General features: G+C 57.3%; 17 protein-coding genes. 15 read left to right on the top strand and 2 right to left on the bottom strand.

The annotated features are described in order from the left end of the window. The first annotated feature begins 43 nt into the window (after positions 1–43). The 10 genes from TH3_RS01015 to TH3_RS00975 all read left to right on the top strand — a co-directional run bounded on the left by TH3_RS01015 (position 44) and on the right by TH3_RS00975 (position 9,389). Complete coding sequence (locus TH3_RS01015) at positions 44–1,189, top strand: amidohydrolase family protein (RefSeq protein WP_007089268.1); 1,146 nt, start codon at positions 44–46, stop codon at positions 1,187–1,189. A 2,403-nt stretch (positions 1,190–3,592) separates the two neighbouring features. Further along, positions 3,593–3,955, top strand: coding sequence for a TraK family protein (locus tag TH3_RS01010; protein WP_007092566.1), 363 nt, complete (start codon positions 3,593–3,595; stop codon positions 3,953–3,955). Next, complete coding sequence (locus TH3_RS01005; RefSeq protein WP_007092567.1) at positions 3,952–4,188, top strand: helix-turn-helix transcriptional regulator; 237 nt, start codon at positions 3,952–3,954, stop codon at positions 4,186–4,188. Before TH3_RS01010 ends, TH3_RS01005 begins: the two co-directional genes overlap by 4 nt. Continuing rightward, positions 4,175–4,918 (top strand): P-loop NTPase family protein, encoded by a 744-nt coding sequence (locus TH3_RS01000; RefSeq protein ID WP_007092568.1) that lies wholly within the window; start codon positions 4,175–4,177, stop codon positions 4,916–4,918. Before TH3_RS01005 ends, TH3_RS01000 begins: the two co-directional genes overlap by 14 nt. Further along, complete coding sequence (locus TH3_RS00995) at positions 4,918–5,358, top strand: hypothetical protein (RefSeq protein WP_040059405.1); 441 nt, start codon at positions 4,918–4,920, stop codon at positions 5,356–5,358. The genes TH3_RS01000 and TH3_RS00995 overlap by 1 nt, the downstream gene beginning before the upstream one ends. Before the next feature lie 18 nt (positions 5,359–5,376). Further along, positions 5,377–5,691: a TrbC/VirB2 family protein gene (locus tag TH3_RS00990; protein WP_007092532.1), complete on the top strand. Its 315-nt coding sequence runs from the start codon at positions 5,377–5,379 to the stop codon at positions 5,689–5,691. After that, positions 5,688–5,987, top strand: a complete 300-nt coding sequence (locus TH3_RS00985; protein ID WP_007092533.1) for a hypothetical protein — start codon at positions 5,688–5,690, stop codon at positions 5,985–5,987. Before TH3_RS00990 ends, TH3_RS00985 begins: the two co-directional genes overlap by 4 nt. Continuing rightward, complete coding sequence (locus TH3_RS00980; RefSeq protein ID WP_007092534.1) at positions 5,984–8,374, top strand: VirB4 family type IV secretion system protein; 2,391 nt, start codon at positions 5,984–5,986, stop codon at positions 8,372–8,374. The genes TH3_RS00985 and TH3_RS00980 overlap by 4 nt, the downstream gene beginning before the upstream one ends. After that, on the top strand, positions 8,356–8,541 hold the full coding sequence (locus TH3_RS22765) for a hypothetical protein (protein ID WP_139328121.1): 186 nt from the start codon (positions 8,356–8,358) through the stop codon (positions 8,539–8,541). Before TH3_RS00980 ends, TH3_RS22765 begins: the two co-directional genes overlap by 19 nt. Continuing rightward, positions 8,538–9,389, top strand: a complete 852-nt coding sequence (locus TH3_RS00975) for a hypothetical protein (protein WP_007092535.1) — start codon at positions 8,538–8,540, stop codon at positions 9,387–9,389. Before TH3_RS22765 ends, TH3_RS00975 begins: the two co-directional genes overlap by 4 nt. Before the next feature lie 11 nt (positions 9,390–9,400). Here the strand turns inward: TH3_RS00975 and TH3_RS00970 are convergent, their stop codons facing one another. Then, positions 9,401–9,820 carry a hypothetical protein gene (locus tag TH3_RS00970; RefSeq protein WP_007092536.1) on the bottom strand — a complete coding sequence of 140 codons (420 nt, stop codon included), beginning with the start codon at positions 9,818–9,820 and terminating at the stop codon, positions 9,401–9,403. A 12-nt stretch (positions 9,821–9,832) separates the two neighbouring features. Then, the gene (locus tag TH3_RS00965) at positions 9,833–10,312 is read right to left on the bottom strand and encodes a hypothetical protein (protein WP_139328122.1); all 480 of its coding nucleotides are present in this window, start codon (positions 10,310–10,312) and stop codon (positions 9,833–9,835) included. Between TH3_RS00965 and TH3_RS00960 the strand changes: the two genes are divergently transcribed. The 5 genes from TH3_RS00960 to TH3_RS23390 all read left to right on the top strand — a co-directional run bounded on the left by TH3_RS00960 (position 10,296) and on the right by TH3_RS23390 (position 14,766). Continuing rightward, a complete protein-coding gene (locus tag TH3_RS00960) occupies positions 10,296–11,417 on the top strand; it encodes a hypothetical protein (RefSeq protein WP_040059400.1) in 1,122 nt (373 codons plus the stop codon). The two genes, TH3_RS00965 and TH3_RS00960, sit on opposite strands and share 17 nt — an antisense overlap. Next, complete coding sequence (locus TH3_RS00955) at positions 11,414–11,707, top strand: hypothetical protein (RefSeq protein ID WP_007092499.1); 294 nt, start codon at positions 11,414–11,416, stop codon at positions 11,705–11,707. Before TH3_RS00960 ends, TH3_RS00955 begins: the two co-directional genes overlap by 4 nt. 163 nt (positions 11,708–11,870) lie before the next feature. Beyond that, the gene (locus TH3_RS00950) at positions 11,871–12,599 is read left to right on the top strand and encodes a VirB8 family type IV secretion system protein (protein ID WP_007092497.1); all 729 of its coding nucleotides are present in this window, start codon (positions 11,871–11,873) and stop codon (positions 12,597–12,599) included. After that, on the top strand, positions 12,596–13,678 hold the full coding sequence (locus TH3_RS00945; protein WP_007092496.1) for a TrbG/VirB9 family P-type conjugative transfer protein: 1,083 nt from the start codon (positions 12,596–12,598) through the stop codon (positions 13,676–13,678). The genes TH3_RS00950 and TH3_RS00945 overlap by 4 nt, the downstream gene beginning before the upstream one ends. After that, positions 13,675–14,766: a TraB/TrbI/VirB10 family type IV secretion system protein gene (locus TH3_RS23390; protein WP_040059398.1), complete on the top strand. Its 1,092-nt coding sequence runs from the start codon at positions 13,675–13,677 to the stop codon at positions 14,764–14,766. The genes TH3_RS00945 and TH3_RS23390 overlap by 4 nt, the downstream gene beginning before the upstream one ends.

Here is a 14,766-nt window from a genome sequence, read left to right as displayed (position 1 = left end):
CACCCGAACTGCCCCACACAACAATAGCGGATTGGAAATTAACATGAAACCGACCGAAAAACCCCAACATAGCCTCGCAATCGGACGCCGCAGCTTTCTGGGTGGCGCGGCGGCACTTGGTGTTGGTGCCGGATTGGCCGCACCTGCCATGATCTCCCGCGCGGCCGCGACAGAGGCGTCCTCGATCATCGCGTTACGAGACCACGACCTGCCCTTTATTGCCACCGAAGAAACCTATACCACCGACGAGCTTATCGCGCTCAACGCGATTAACGATGATCACGTGGAATACCTTAAGGAAACCGGCCTTGCCGAACTCGGCCCTGGCCGCATCGGGGCCATGGATCAGGCGGGGATCAATATTCAGATCCTCTCCGCACATACGCCGGGCGTGCAGGATCTCGCGGGTCAGGAAGGCATCGATTTTGCCTATCGCCTCAACAGGATGATTGCCACGGGCCCGATGGTCACCTATCCGGGGCGGTTCCGGGCCTATGCAACCCTGCCGCTACAGGACCCGGCGGCATCAGCAGACGAACTGGAACGCGCCGTTAGCAGGGATGGCTTTGTCGGCGCCATGACCAATGGCTTCATTGGCAAAAAGTTTCTCGACCATCCCGATTTCGAGCCCCTTCTGGCACGTGCCGAAGCACTGGGGGTGCCGATATACCTGCATCCGGGTTTCCCGCCCAAGGAAGTCTTCGACATTTACTACCGCATTGCGCGGCCGGGATATAATGACGAGTATCAGGACTACATTCTCAGTGGTTCGGGATATGGCTGGCACCAGGAGGTGCTTACGCAATGCCTTCGACTGATCATGACCGGAACGTTCGACAGATTCCCCAAACTGCAGATGATCATCGGCCATATGGGAGAGGGCCTTCCGTTCTATTACGAGCGTATCGTCGGGGATTTGGGCGATGTGACCGAAGGCTCGTTAAACAAGCCTATCGGCCAGTACTTCAATGACAATTTCTGGTACACGACCAGCGCATTTTTCCAGGATGAACTGCTTCATCTTTTGCTGAAATACATCAGTGTGGACCGCGTGATGTTTGGAACCGATTATCCGTTTGCCGACATGAAGCAGGGCACCGACTGGTTTCGCGCAGTCGATCTGCCCCGTGAAGCCAAGGAAAAAATTGCGTTCCGAAATGCGGAAAAACTGTTTCGCATAAAGGTCTGACGCATCCGCACCGGATCACGCATAACACCGCCTAAGGCAGGCTGGTTTCTTATTCCCGACCGCGAAGAGGGATCACTTTGGCTGTATCTTGGGGGTACAGCCAAAGGATGCCAGATCAGCCCCCTTGATACATTCGATCCGTTTCTCGCGAAAGGCGCTGTGCGTGGCCCGGTCCAGTTTGACGGCAAAGGCACCGTAAAATCCGGCGCTCCATCACGCCTTGGCATGCACAAATCAGAAGTTCTGACAGAAATGCCCGGGCTACGCCGACGCGCAAATCCCCCACCCAAAACCGAACTTTCCTTCGGCAGCCACAGACCCCGGACACACACCACGGACCTCCACCAGCTTCACCAACAGACGACCTTCAGGCTCACCCTCGCTCCGGTCACTTTCGGCCACGGCGGCACTTACCGCAACCACTGAGGCCCAGACAAACCTCGGACCTCCGACAGCCTCGCCAACAGACAACCTTCGGGCTTACCCCTCGCTCCGGTCACTCCCGGCCATGGCGACATTTCCGGCAACCGATGAAGCCCCGACAAACCTCGGCCCCCAGCCCGCTTCACCAACAGACGACCTTCGGGCTCACGGCCCGCTCCGGTCACTCCCGGCCATGGCGACATTTCCGGCAATTGGTGAAGCCCGGACAGAGAAAGATCACAGGCTCTCTGCCAGGCTGGTCCTGGCCTGGGACTGACGCTGCGGATGACATCTCGGTCAATGATCTTTACCGCCGGAACCATGACCAAGACATCCGGGCAACCGCCAGCCGATGACCAATGCGGCGGCAGAACACAAAACCCAAGACCGGACGTCCCGCCTCCCGGAAGTCCGGGCAGCCCCCGTGCCTCCCCCAACCTCACCGACGGACGGTCCTCGGGCTCACGGCCCGCTCCGATCACCTCCGGCCATCGCGACATTTCCGGCAATTGATGAAGCCCAGACAAACCTCGGGCCTCCGCCAGCCTCGCCAACAGACGGCCTTCGGGCTCACCCCTCGCTCCGGTCACTCCCGGCCAAGGCGACTCTTCCGGCAACCGATGAACCCCGGACACATCTCGGGCCTCCGCCAGCCTCGCCAACAGACAACCTTCGGGCTTACCCCTCGCTCCGGTCACTCCCGGCCATGGCGACATTTCCGGCAACCGATGAAGCCCCGACAAACCTCGGGCCTCCACCATCCTCGCCAACTGACCACCTCGGGCTCACGGCCCGCTCCGATCACTCCCGGCCATCACGACTCTTCCGGCAACCGATGGTGCCCAGACGCATCTCAGGCGTCTTCCATCCTCACCGACGGACGACCTTCGGGCTCACCGCCCGCTCCGATCACCTCCGGCCATCGCGACATTTCCGGCAATTGATGAAGCCCCGACAAACCTCGGGCCTCCACCATCCTCGCCAACTGACCACCTCGGGCTCACGGCCCGCTCCGATCACTCCCGGCCAAGGCGACTCTTCCGGCAACCGATGACCCCCGGACACATCTCGGGCCTCCGCCAGCCTCACCAACAGGCAACCTCGGCCCACGACCCGCTCCCATCACCTCCGGCCATCACGACTCTTCCGGCAACCGATGGTGCCCAGACGCATTTCGGGCGTCTGCTATCCTCACCCTCGGACTGTCTTCAGGCTCACCGCCCGCTCCGGTCACTTTCGGCAACGACGGCACTTTCCGCTAACCGCCGAGGTCCGGACACACTTCGGGCGCACGGCCCCCACTGGTCCACCATCGTCGGGCCACGCTCAACGCTGCCCGCTGCTGCCATTGCTGCCGCTCCCGGCAAATCTAACGCTCCTTTTCCAACAAGACGCACCTCTCCCGTTATGACAAATGACCGGGTTAGTCCCCTTAGTCCTTGGGCAGAATCCCGCCGTAACGGCTCCGCCATCCGCCGGTCAATGCCCTGCGGATCGCCCCGCCACCCTGCCTCAATCTTTGCCGCTGCATCCTGATCACCTCTTTCATCCGGCCCCAAACGCAAAAACCCGCAAGGCTCAAGGCCTCGCGGGTTTCTGTCCGGGCGCTTTTGTCCCGTTGACTTTTCTCTTATACCTTAAATAAAAGAACAAATCAAGAACTTTTTTTGGGAAAAGATATGGGAGCGGATTTCTACCAGTTTTTTTTGGGGGGGAACCTCCGCAGTCTGCGCGCGGGCTCCCGGTGGTCGCAGCCATCCCCTTCAGGGGCACAGGCTCAAAATGACCGCTCCCACCTACCAGACATTAAAAAAGCCCGCCACGAGGGCAGGCTTTCTTAAAGTTGGTTGCGGGGACACTCATTGTAACCCAATTCTCTCAATCAAGTCACAGACCTTGTCTGCGCCTTTGATGCAGAATTGAGACCATACATTTCCGATCCTTGTCAAGTGGTTAACACTTACGACAAGGGATGCTGTAATGGCCGGAATTTGGGGTCAAGCGAGGATAGAATTACTCGCTCTGCAAAATGAAATTCTTGCAGAAATTGAGAAGGGCATTTCAGCCCGCCAAATCTTTGATCAGTTGTCTGCAGATGGGCGGATTACTATTTCACGACGGTCGTTTTATCGCCGCGTGAAACTGCTCCGCGCTGAGCATCATCAGCAAAAAAGCTCGGTTAAAAAGAGCCCTCCCCTCCAAACCAGCATGCCTTCCACGCGGGCACATCTACCAACCGACAATCAAGCCACGAGCTCTCTTCCTACCCTCAAGCCTAAGGAGCAAACCGAGTTTAACCGTATCTGGAACGGTGAACCGGCAGATGAGGAAGAGAGCCAATGAGCGCTTGGCAATCCGACTACCTCACCCTCCACACCCGCCTGCGGCAAGCCCGTCAGTCCAAACGTCTCACCCAAGCTGGTGCAGGCGAGCGCATTGGCGTGTGCGAACGCACCTATCGCGACTTTGAAGCAGGCCGAACGGATCTGCCTGCTGCGCATGTTTTCCGCCTCGCCCATGTGCTGGGCATCAAAATTATCATTTCAGATGGAGTTATCGCCGATGGCGTTGATTAATCTTACCCTTCAGGGCAAGGGCGGGGTCGGCAAGTCGTTTGTCGCAAGCCTGCTCGCACAGCATTACCTCAAACGCGACACCCCGCTTCACTGCTATGACACCGATCCGGTCAATCAGACCTTTGCCGGATACAAGGCATTCCCCGTCGAAACCATTCGCCTGGGCGAACGTCCTGACGAGATCAACCCGCGCTATTTCGATGCCCTGATCGAACAGATCATGACCGGCCCGGAAGACGGGGTTGTCGTCATTGATAACGGGGCCAGCACCTTCCTGCCGCTACTAGGCTATATGGTTGAAGCACAGGCTCTGCAGATGCTGGCCGATGCCGGTCATGAAGTCCGGCTTCATACGATCCTGACAGGTGGCCAGGCGCTCAATGACACCATGCAGGGCCTGCATCAGGTTTTGCAAAGCGTTCCCGATATTCCGGTCGTCGTTTGGCTCAATGAGTATTTCGGGCGGATTGAACGCAAGAATGCCTCTGGCGAAGTCGAGAGCTTTGAGCATTCAGGGCTTTACAAGAAAAACAAGAACCGCATTCACGCGCTGGTACGTCTACCAGAGGTCCGCAAAGAAACCTTTGGCCATGACATCGAGCAGATGATGCGTGCCCGCCTGACCTTCGATGAGGCAGGCAGCCATGCAGACTTTCCCCTGATGTCACGCCAGCGCCTCATGATGACCTGGCGCAGCATTGGCGCTGCCATGGAACAGGCGGTGCTGTAATGGCCAATGTTCTTGATGAGGCTCCGCCGCCGCCCCTGACCATGGACAGCATCGAAGAGCTGCGCACCCATTTGTGGAAGGTCCATCAGGTCACCGTCGAGGACGGTGATCCGGTGCTGATGATCTATACCATCCACAAGGTCGTGCTCGACGAGCATCGCCGCCTGATCGATCAGCATAACCGGACCCTGTCGGGGATCATCCAGGCACAGGCAGAAACCTTCACCAATGATGTCACAGCCGCCATCGAGGACTTCAAGAATGAAGCCCTGACCGATGCCGTGCGGGAACGTCTGTCAGCCATGCAGGAAGCCGCCCGCCTTGCCGATACGGCGCAGGACCGCTTCCGCAAGATGGTCAAGCTGATCTCCATCCTCACCGCCCTCAATCTGGTCGCCGTCGTCTTCACGCTGGGCGTCCTCACTGTTTTGACGATCTGACGACAAGGAAAACACACAATGGATAAACGCAATCTTCTCAAAATCGCTGTCATCGCTGGCCTTGCCACCTTGGCCATGACCGAACCTGCTTTTGCCCAAGACGCTACAACTGGCAACTGGTGGGACCCGGTTGTCTCCTTCCTTGAACTTCTGGCCGAAGGCTTTGGCAAGATCTTTGCCATCGCGCTGGGTCTTGGTCTGGTCGTTTACGGTGGCTGGGGGGCTTTCACCGGCAGACTGGATCCGCAGCGCGGCATCATGATGGTGATTGGCGGCATCCTGGTCACCGCAGGCCCGGCCATTGCCTCTGGTCTTCTGGGGGTTCTCAAATGAAAGCCGCCAGTGCTGTTCTCATTCAGGTCCAGCGCCAGATGACCCTGATCGGTCTGCCGATCCCGCTTCTGCTTGTTGCTGGTTTGGTTGGCGTTCTGGGTTTTGTCCTGCCCGTCGTGTTCGACTTTCCTGCCCTGGTCATTCCGGGCGGGATCGTCGGCTTTGTCGGAGCCTGGATCTATCTCGTCAAACATCAGCGGATCAATCCGAACTATGACCGCGACCTTCTGGTAACCCCGATGTTCTGGGGCAGCCGCAAGGGTGAACGCCTCCTGACCACGGGAGGGCGCAAATGATCTGGCCCGATGTGATCACCACCGGTCTCGTGACCGGTATGGCCGGGGGACTGGTGGTTCCGGCAGGTCGTCGCTTATTGCTCGGCGATATCGAGCAAGACTGGCTTCAGGACGAGCTGGAGCTCGACGGGATTGATCCGGTCGACGGGGTCACCGTTCGCGGCAAGGATGGATCGCTCTCGCGTATCTGGCACCTGCAAGGAACCAGCTATGATGCCAGGATCGAGAGCGAACAGCAGAGCTTGCTGCTGGGCCGTCAATCACTCCTGCAGGAGCTTGGTAAACGCAAGATTGCTGTGCGTCTGTTTGCAGTCAAACGCCAGCGCGAAATTGCCGCCCATGCCAACTGGCCGAACACCGTGCTTGAAGAGATCGGCACGGCGGAAGCGCGCCAATACAAATCAAGTTACTTCATCGACTGGTATCTGATGGCAACAGCTCAGGCGATGCAGCCTCTTCTGGATGCCGAAGAGAAGATCCCGGCCATTCTTTCGGAATATCGCCCGGAACTGCTTGCTCGCTCGGAAGATGACCGGCCCTGTTTGTTGACCGGTTTTCTCAACGGGCTGGTGAGCGGTGAATATCGCCGCGACCTTCCAGCGATCAGCCGCAACCTATCGGCAAACCTGCCCGCCTCTGACCTTCACTGTGACAAGGTAACCGGCACCATCACAACGCACGTTCCGGCACAGCAATTCCACAAAGTGATTACCGTCACGCTTTGGCCGGAAACCGTGTCCGGCCATCTGATCGGCGAGATCCTCGCCCTGCAGGGCGATATCGAGATCTGCCAGATCTGTGATCCGTGGGGCAGCGACCAGGCGATGCTGGTCAACAAGCGCCGCATGGCTGGTGAATCAAACTCCTGGTTTGGCAACCCGGCAGCGGCTGCAGAAGTCTCAACGCTGCTCGACCTTTTGGCTGAAGGTAAAACAGCTCTCTTTGCGACACAGTTCCAGATCATTCCGCGCGCGGAGACTGAAGATAAACTCGCCAGCCTGATCCGCAAGATCACAGAGATCCTTGGCAACAAGCGGATCGGCTATGCCCTGCAAACCAGAGGCGCGCCGGTCTGTTGGTTCAACCGTTTGCCGGTCATATCCAAACGCAAGATCAGATTGCCGGGCAGTCAGTTTATGGCTCCGCTCGATCTGCGCGATCAGAACATCGCCGCTCTTTGGGCTTTACCGCATTCCGCAACGGGCATGTTGGCCAGCCAGTTCGGCCCGGCACCAGTGCGCTGGTTTAAAACACCTACTGGCCAGTCCTATGCATTCCAGTTTCAGGTGGTCAACAAACCCTTCTCGCTCGGCAACTTTCTGGTCTTTGCGCCGTCCGGGGTCGGCAAATCTACCCTGATCATGCATCTGATGGGTGGCCTTGCGAAGTTTGAGAATGTGCGCTCCTACATCTTTGATTCCAAGGAAGGCACGCGCTTCATGGTCGAAGCCATGGGCGGTCTTTATCAAGCCTATGATGGATTATCGCTCAACCCGTTGGATGTCGGCGACGACACCCCGAAGAACCGTGAACGTGTTTATGCGATTCTCAAATCGCTGGCGGGTATTGATCTAGAGGATGCGGACCTCGACGCACTTAATCATGCCGTCGATCTGGCATTCCAGATTGAGCCACCACATCGCACGCTCAATGCCATCTATCCCTTCGCTTTTGCCCGCCGTTCTGCCCTTCGTCGCGCCTTTGCTCAGTGGGTGACAGACGACAAAGGCAATACAGGTCTTCGCAGCCACATCTTCAACGCGCCGCATGACAGCCTCGGCGGTCTTTTGAACCAGTCACACATGGTCGGGATCAATATGAACGAGGCACTGGCCGATCCGGCACTCGGCGGACCGGTGGTCGGTCATATCTCTGAAGCGATCAGTAAATCGGTTGCCGGGCGCAATGGTGGCTTTGTCATCTTTATTGATGAAGCGGCCAAGCTGCTTTCCAACCCCGGCTTCCGAGATCTCGGAGCCGAGATGTATCGCGAATACCGCAAACTCGGCGGTGCGGTCGGCATGGCGTTTCAGGATCCAGCAGGCCTTGGCAAAACCGGGGCAGCTGAGGCCATCATCGAAAACACCGCGACCATGATCTTCTTCCCGAACTCCAAAGTGACGGAAGAGAGCCTCAAGCCATTCAACCTCAATGAAGAACAAAAGCTGTTTGTCCAGGGCCGCACCCGCGCGCGCAAGAAAGATGATCGACGTGTTCTGATCATCAAGCGCGACGAGGCCAGTGGCTTTGAGGAAAGCGCCATTCTTGATGTCGATCTGGCACCGCTTGGCGATGCCGTCCGTTTCTATCGCTCCGGCCCGGATGCCAACAACGATCTGGCCGCCATTCAAACCAAATGGGGGGACGCATGGCAGAGCCATCTGTAACCCCTACCAATCATCCGGACATGATGAAGATGCCTTTGGCCTCTATCGCCGTTGCCAGTCTCATTGGTGCCATCGGCCTGATTGGTATGTTGAACTCGCCAATCATCACCAGTGCGATCCTGATCCTTTTGCTTGTCGTCATTCTCCGTACGGGAGGTGCGTCATGAACAGGCGTCTGCGTTCAGTGGCTCTGGCCTTAGGGATTGTTCTGGCAACACCTGCAATCGCTTATGCCACCTATCCGGTGATTGATGTGTCGGCCATCGCCAAACTGGGCGAGCAGTTGAGCAAAATGCAAAAGCAGATCGACCAGCTCAAGCAGCACACAGAATGGTTGACCAAACTCAGTGCCCAGGCACAGGGCACGATTGATGCCATCGGTGCTGCCGGACAAGTCGCCCTTCCGGTCCTCAACATGCAGAAGCTCACCAACCGGATCATGCGCGACATCCAGTGTCTGACACCGGATCTGTCGGGCCTGATGCCCGGCATCGATCTTGATGATCTTGATTTCTTCAGCATCTGCGAAGGGCGCAGCATCTATCGCAAGTCGCTGTGGTTTGATCCGAACGATCCCTCGACCTGGACCTTCCCGGAAGGCAGCGAATTTGAAGGGACCAACGGCGGATCCGGTTCAGGCAGTGGTGTATGGGCAGATCCGGATCACCCGGTCAACAAAGCCAAATGGCAAGCCCAACAGCAAGCTCGCGCCATGGTCGAAGCCAGACGCGAAGAACTCTCCAAAGATGCGGTTACAACCGGGCTCGCACAGAGCGATCTGACCGTTCAAAGCACGGAAGAAGTCCAGCAGTCCATCGAAGAGCTTGAAGCGGCCACCAATGGTGCGGCGGATATGAAGCGGCTCTTAATGGCGATTGCCAAATGGATGGCGATGTCAAACCGCCAGCAGGTTCAACAGCAGCAACTGATGGCGCAGTTGGTCAAGATCCAGTCGACCATGTTGCTGCAATACCTGCCGCCCCAGCAGCGTGAAGGTGGGGAGGCAGAGGAATGATCGTCAAGAAGTTACAAATCCCCGCCCATGTACCAGGGATAGTGTCCAAACGTCTTTTTGATCTTTCGCGCCCGCTTTATGCGTATCGGGTCGCCGTCGAAAAGTATCGCCTCTGTAACGCGGGCCCCCGTTATCGGACCGTCATTTTTCTTGTCAGTCTCCGCATTGTTTTTCTTGGATTTTGGGGTTCCTACATTCTCGGACTTTTTGTCCCCTCCGATCTTAAGTTTTCCGAAGACGTAGAGCACAAGAAATACAAGAAATATGGCTGGAACAAAGGGGTAAAGATACCCGATGTAAATGCCTCCAGCAAAAATCGATATTGCAACAAATATCCGCAGGGGAGTCTTTTTGTTCCATGCGTTCGCAATGCCAACGCTGAGAAAAAGCAATCCGGTGATGCAGACGATGTAAAGGACGAATTCAAGCATCGTATTCACTCTCTACTGCTGTGTTTCAGCAAATATTGCATTGTCCCGCTTTACGTCATTCTTAGTGCGCCAATCAGGAAGGTCGCGGCAAGAATGTGTGAAAACATTGCGCTGCTCCATCACCCAGCACGACCCACCGGATTTCCATTCGTTCCAAGCGAAGCCTTTGTCCTTGTAGGTGACGGCACGATAGACGTGTTTCCAAACCTCATAGACACGATGCAGATCATGTCCGCGCTTGATCAGGTCTCCTTTGGGGTGCTTCGCCAGTCTCTCCAGAACTTCCTCACGCGAGCCGGAAACAAGCGCTTTGTTTGCTTCATAGGCGGGCATCACGAGGTCCCATTCAGCGACTGCCTCTCCACGGTCGTAACTCGCCCAAAGAGAAACCGCGTAATCCCAGTCCAGATAGTCGGATTTCTGGTCATAAATCTGCGCGTCTGCAGGTCCCACAATCATCAAAAGGAAAGCGGCAATGAATGATGACGACATCACATGTCTGACGTGCGACGTGGTGACGGAGTATGTCGATCTGGCCAACAGCTTCACCCAGAACCTGAGCACCGTGCTGCTCGAACCCATGTGGTTCATCTATCTCTCCGTCGTTGGTCTATGGATCGTCATTCATGGCGGCAAGATGATCATGGGTAAGGGTGATCTGGTTGGATTCGCTCATGAATTCGCGTTCATCACTATAGCTGGTCTGCTGCTCGGCGGGCAAGGGCCCACTCTCGTAAATTCCATTTATCAGATGGCTTTATCAACGATGGGTAGTGCTGCCGGGGTGGTGCTGTCTGCCGGTATGGAAGGTGGCATTGCGAGCGCCAAAATCCCAAGTGAGGCCTCGTCATTGGGCGGCATGGCGCAACTGGTTTATGTCGCCGAACTCGGCTTGCTGGTTGTCTTGCGGATTGCCTTTGAAATCTGGGCTTCGATTTCGCTCGGCAATCTGATGGCCGGGGTCTACGGCGTGCTGCTCGCCCTGCCCTACATCATCCTGATCATTGTTTATTTCAGTCAGGTCGTGGTCAGCATCTTCCGCGTGATGATGTTCTCTGCCCTCTCTCCGATCCTCATGCTCGCTGTCGGTTTTGGCTGGGGACGCGGCATGGCGATCACGGGGGTCAGAACCGTCTTTGCCGCCTTCATGGTGCTGTTTGGTTCAACGCTGGCACTTGCTCTGTGTCTCTATGGCGCAGCCTCCCTTGATATCCAGAACACCGAAAACGTTCGCGAGATCACGTCTATCGACAATCCCGGTCTCTGGGTTGCCATTGTTCTTGGCTGGATGGGCACGGCCTTCATGGCCGAAGCAACCGGCATGGCCAACTCTATTGCCGGATCCCAGCTGACCAATCAGGCCGCCGCCGTCATTACCGCTGGTATGACCGCAACCGGTCTGTCCCTCGTCAATGCCGCCAAGAAATACGCACCGGGCGGTGCTTCTGCCGCCCTTGATGCTGTTCTCTTGGGTGCGGGAGCCGCCCGCAATCCGGTTGGAGCGGCAGGAGCTGCCAAAGACAGTGTCGTTGCCGCCAAGAATGCCGTCATGGAACGCCTCAAGACACCGACCTTTGATCGGGGAGGCAAGCCATGAACCGGCTCAAGAAATTCCTGCGTGATGTCGTTCTGACCATCGCCGTTTTTCCGCTCGTTGCGCTCTGGCTACTGGTTCTGACCGGCATGTTTTCGCCCGAAAGCCTGATCGTGTTCGTCATGGCCCTTCGGGAAGTCGATGCAGACCAGCTTGCCGGTTTGATGCGCAGTGCCGTCCATATCTGGATCGCGCTTTCCATCGTCCTTGCCCTTGCCCGACTGGCGTTCGGGCTTGGTGCCTCTTCCCCCAAAACCGCTACCAATCAGAAAGGATCGCAGCCATGCGCCTGATCCAAGCACGTCTCCTTCCTATGCTTTGCCTTGTCGTTCTCCTGTCAGGCTGCGCCTCCGTTTCAAAAGATCGCGAGATACCCAAAGACGGGACCGGCACCGATGAAATGAAACTCAGCCCCTGCGTTTGCGATCCCGTCGAGTTCAACGGTGAGGGTTACTCATGGCTTGGCTAGGACGTATCGGCAAACGCGATGCCGGGCGCAAGTCGGTTGCCGCTCCCCGATCCCCGCATGCGAGCATCGTCGCGGCAGATCCTTACAGCTTTCAGGCAAGTCATCGCCGGTTGGCCTGGATGCTGCGCCTGTCTGCCGGGACCAACATTGTGCTTGGCGCTGGCGTCGTCGTTCTGGTGCAAACTGTCGCCCATCTCGTGCCGCTCAAGGAAACCGAGATTGCTCTGGTTCGGACCTATGGCCCGGATGATCGCACCTATGTTGTTGAACCGGTCAGCAAGAAGGTCGAAGGCTTTGAAGTGTTTCTTGAAGCTCAGGCCAAACGTTTTGTCCTGATCACCAACGAGATCGATCCGGTTACCCAGGAAGAACGCCAGCGCGAAGCCTCCCGGCTGTCAGATGCCCGTTTCTGGGAACGTTTCAAACGCGAACGGATCGATAGTGGCCTGATCACCGAAGCGCTTGAAAAAGGCATTGAGCGCGAAGTGCGGATCGTTTCCATCGATCCCATCGCCACCCTGTCATCGGACCATAAATACGCGGTCGATTTCATCCAGATCGATCACCGTCGCGGCAAAGAGATCTCGCGCAAAGCCTTGCGCGCCTACCTGACGCTGGCCACGCGCCCGCAGAACGTCTCCGAAGCCGACAAATACACCAATCCCTTTGGCGTCACCGTGCTCGACATGGTGCTTAGAGAAAGAGGCGCGTCATGAAACGCCTGACCAATCTTGTTTTCCATCTCGTGCTGGGTAGCCTGATCCTGGCCGTCCTCATTCTTGGCTATCACCGCGCCAATGCGCAGACCGCCGCACGCCCGCCGATGCCCGGACAATCGCAACAGCCGTTCTCCGGTGCGCAAACCACACCGCAGCAATCCGCTCCGGCCATGCCCGTACCTGACAGCGTGGTCGATCAGGCCCGTGAGCAGAATGAGGGCTATTTTACAGCCATGAGCCGCCCGCGCACCAGCGGACAGGTTCAGGATGTCTGGGATCGGGCGGAACCCGATGATGCGGTCTATACAACGAATCTCTGTAGCGAATGCACCTATAAAATCCGTACCCGCGAGTTCATGGTCACGGTGGTTGAACTACCACGCGGCGAGATCATCGAAGCTGTTGATTTGGGTGATGATGGCGGGTTTTCCGTCAAGCCACGCGGCGAGCGCCGCCTCGCTGTGCGTCCCAGCGGCTATGGCTATGACACCTCACTGGTCGTCTATGGCAAATCCGGTGCGGTTTATCCGTTTTATCTGCGGGCTGAGAGTTTCAATTCGGTCAATGTGCCTGATCTTGTTGTCCGCATCGAAGGATCCGTTCTGATCGATAGCGATCCTGCAGTTCCCGGCTTTGCCGGTGTTTTGGACGACACAGGAAAACCTTCCCTTCCGGCGATGTCTGTTCCAGGGCAAGGCAATAAGTCTGCTGCCATCGACGATGCGATTGCCGGACTGAGTGACACCAATCCCGGCACACCTGCCGATGACTTTGTTGCACAATCCCCCTTCGATCCGAACGCCCTGCACGGATGGGGTGAGTATGACCTCTGGGGCGATGAAACGCTCCGCCCGGAAACGGTCTTCCGGGATGATCACTTCACCTATATCCGCTTTGGCAAACGCTGGAAGGATGTCGAACTGCCGACGGCCTATGTAGTGGTCGATGGCATTGATGAGTTGGTCAATACCCGTGTTCAGGGCGAGACCTACATCATTGAAAGCACCCGACCACTGATCACGCTCAAAAGCGGTCAAAGCTTCCTCTGCATTGAATATACCGGGGACGCAGCATGAGTGCATTTTGCGATGTCGCTCTGGTCCTTGGCCTGACCTTTGGTGGCGTGTGCGCTGAACCGGTGATCAATGAGCCGCCAACCTTGCCTGCTGATGATCCATCGGTCTGGGCACTTCCGGCACCGCCGCCACCAGCAACAGCAGCTCCTGCCCCGGCGATGCCACCAATCATCATCAAGGAAGCCAAACCGGAACAAGAACCTGCTCCGGCACCCGCACCAGATCCTCAACCTGAACCGGTCTCCGAACCACCGGCACCAGATCCCTATCGCACGGCATTGGAAGCCGCCTGGCAACATCGCGTTTCCCTGTCGTCAAACTGGGGCACTCCGGCATGGCAGTCTGATGAGATGTCCGGTTTTTCGCGCAATAATGCCCTGCCCGGCATGAGCGCACCTGCGGCCATGGATCCGCTCGACCTACCCACCAACGAAAACGACAAGGCCGATTATCAAGGCCCGCGCCGCACATCGACCCTACCGGTCGATAACAGCCGGATCATCACGGCGGATCGTTACATTACCGTCATCCTCGAAACCGGCATCAACAGTCAGGTCGGCGGTGACGCGACCGGCACCGTGATCGTCCAGTCGGCCCGCGATGTTTATGGTTATCACGGACGCAATGTCCTGATCCCCAAAGGGTCGCGGCTGATCTGCAATTATGATCCACCCAAGGATATGGGCAGTTCGCGCCTGTCGATTTCTTGTGAACGCATCCTGATTGCCGGACATCGTGCCGAGATCCGCCAGCTTGCCTCCCCCATCGGCGACATTCAGGGCCGACAAGGGGCCACTGGCGACGTGGAGCGCCGCTTCTGGGAGCGCTATGGCACCGCCTTCATGCTGACCGGCATTTCGACGGCTGTCCGCTATGCCGCGGCCACGACAAAATCCGAAGAAAGCGACGGCGAAGTCGCAACGGCGGCAGCAGAAAAAGCCGCCGAAGAGCTCTCGACCCGGTTCGGCGAGATCAGCGCCAGCGTGCTCGAAGAAACTCTCTCACTGCAACCCATCATCACCATCCCCCAAGGCACCCGCCTTCAGATCCGTCCGGCAACGGACTGGTACATCGCAAATGTGGAGTAG

This window comes from Thalassospira xiamenensis M-5 = DSM 17429 (assembly GCF_000300235.2).
Taxonomy (GTDB): domain Bacteria; phylum Pseudomonadota; class Alphaproteobacteria; order Rhodospirillales; family Thalassospiraceae; genus Thalassospira; species Thalassospira xiamenensis.
The sequence above is the reverse complement of the archived record's forward strand: the minus strand, read 5'-3'. Positions and strand labels throughout refer to the sequence as shown.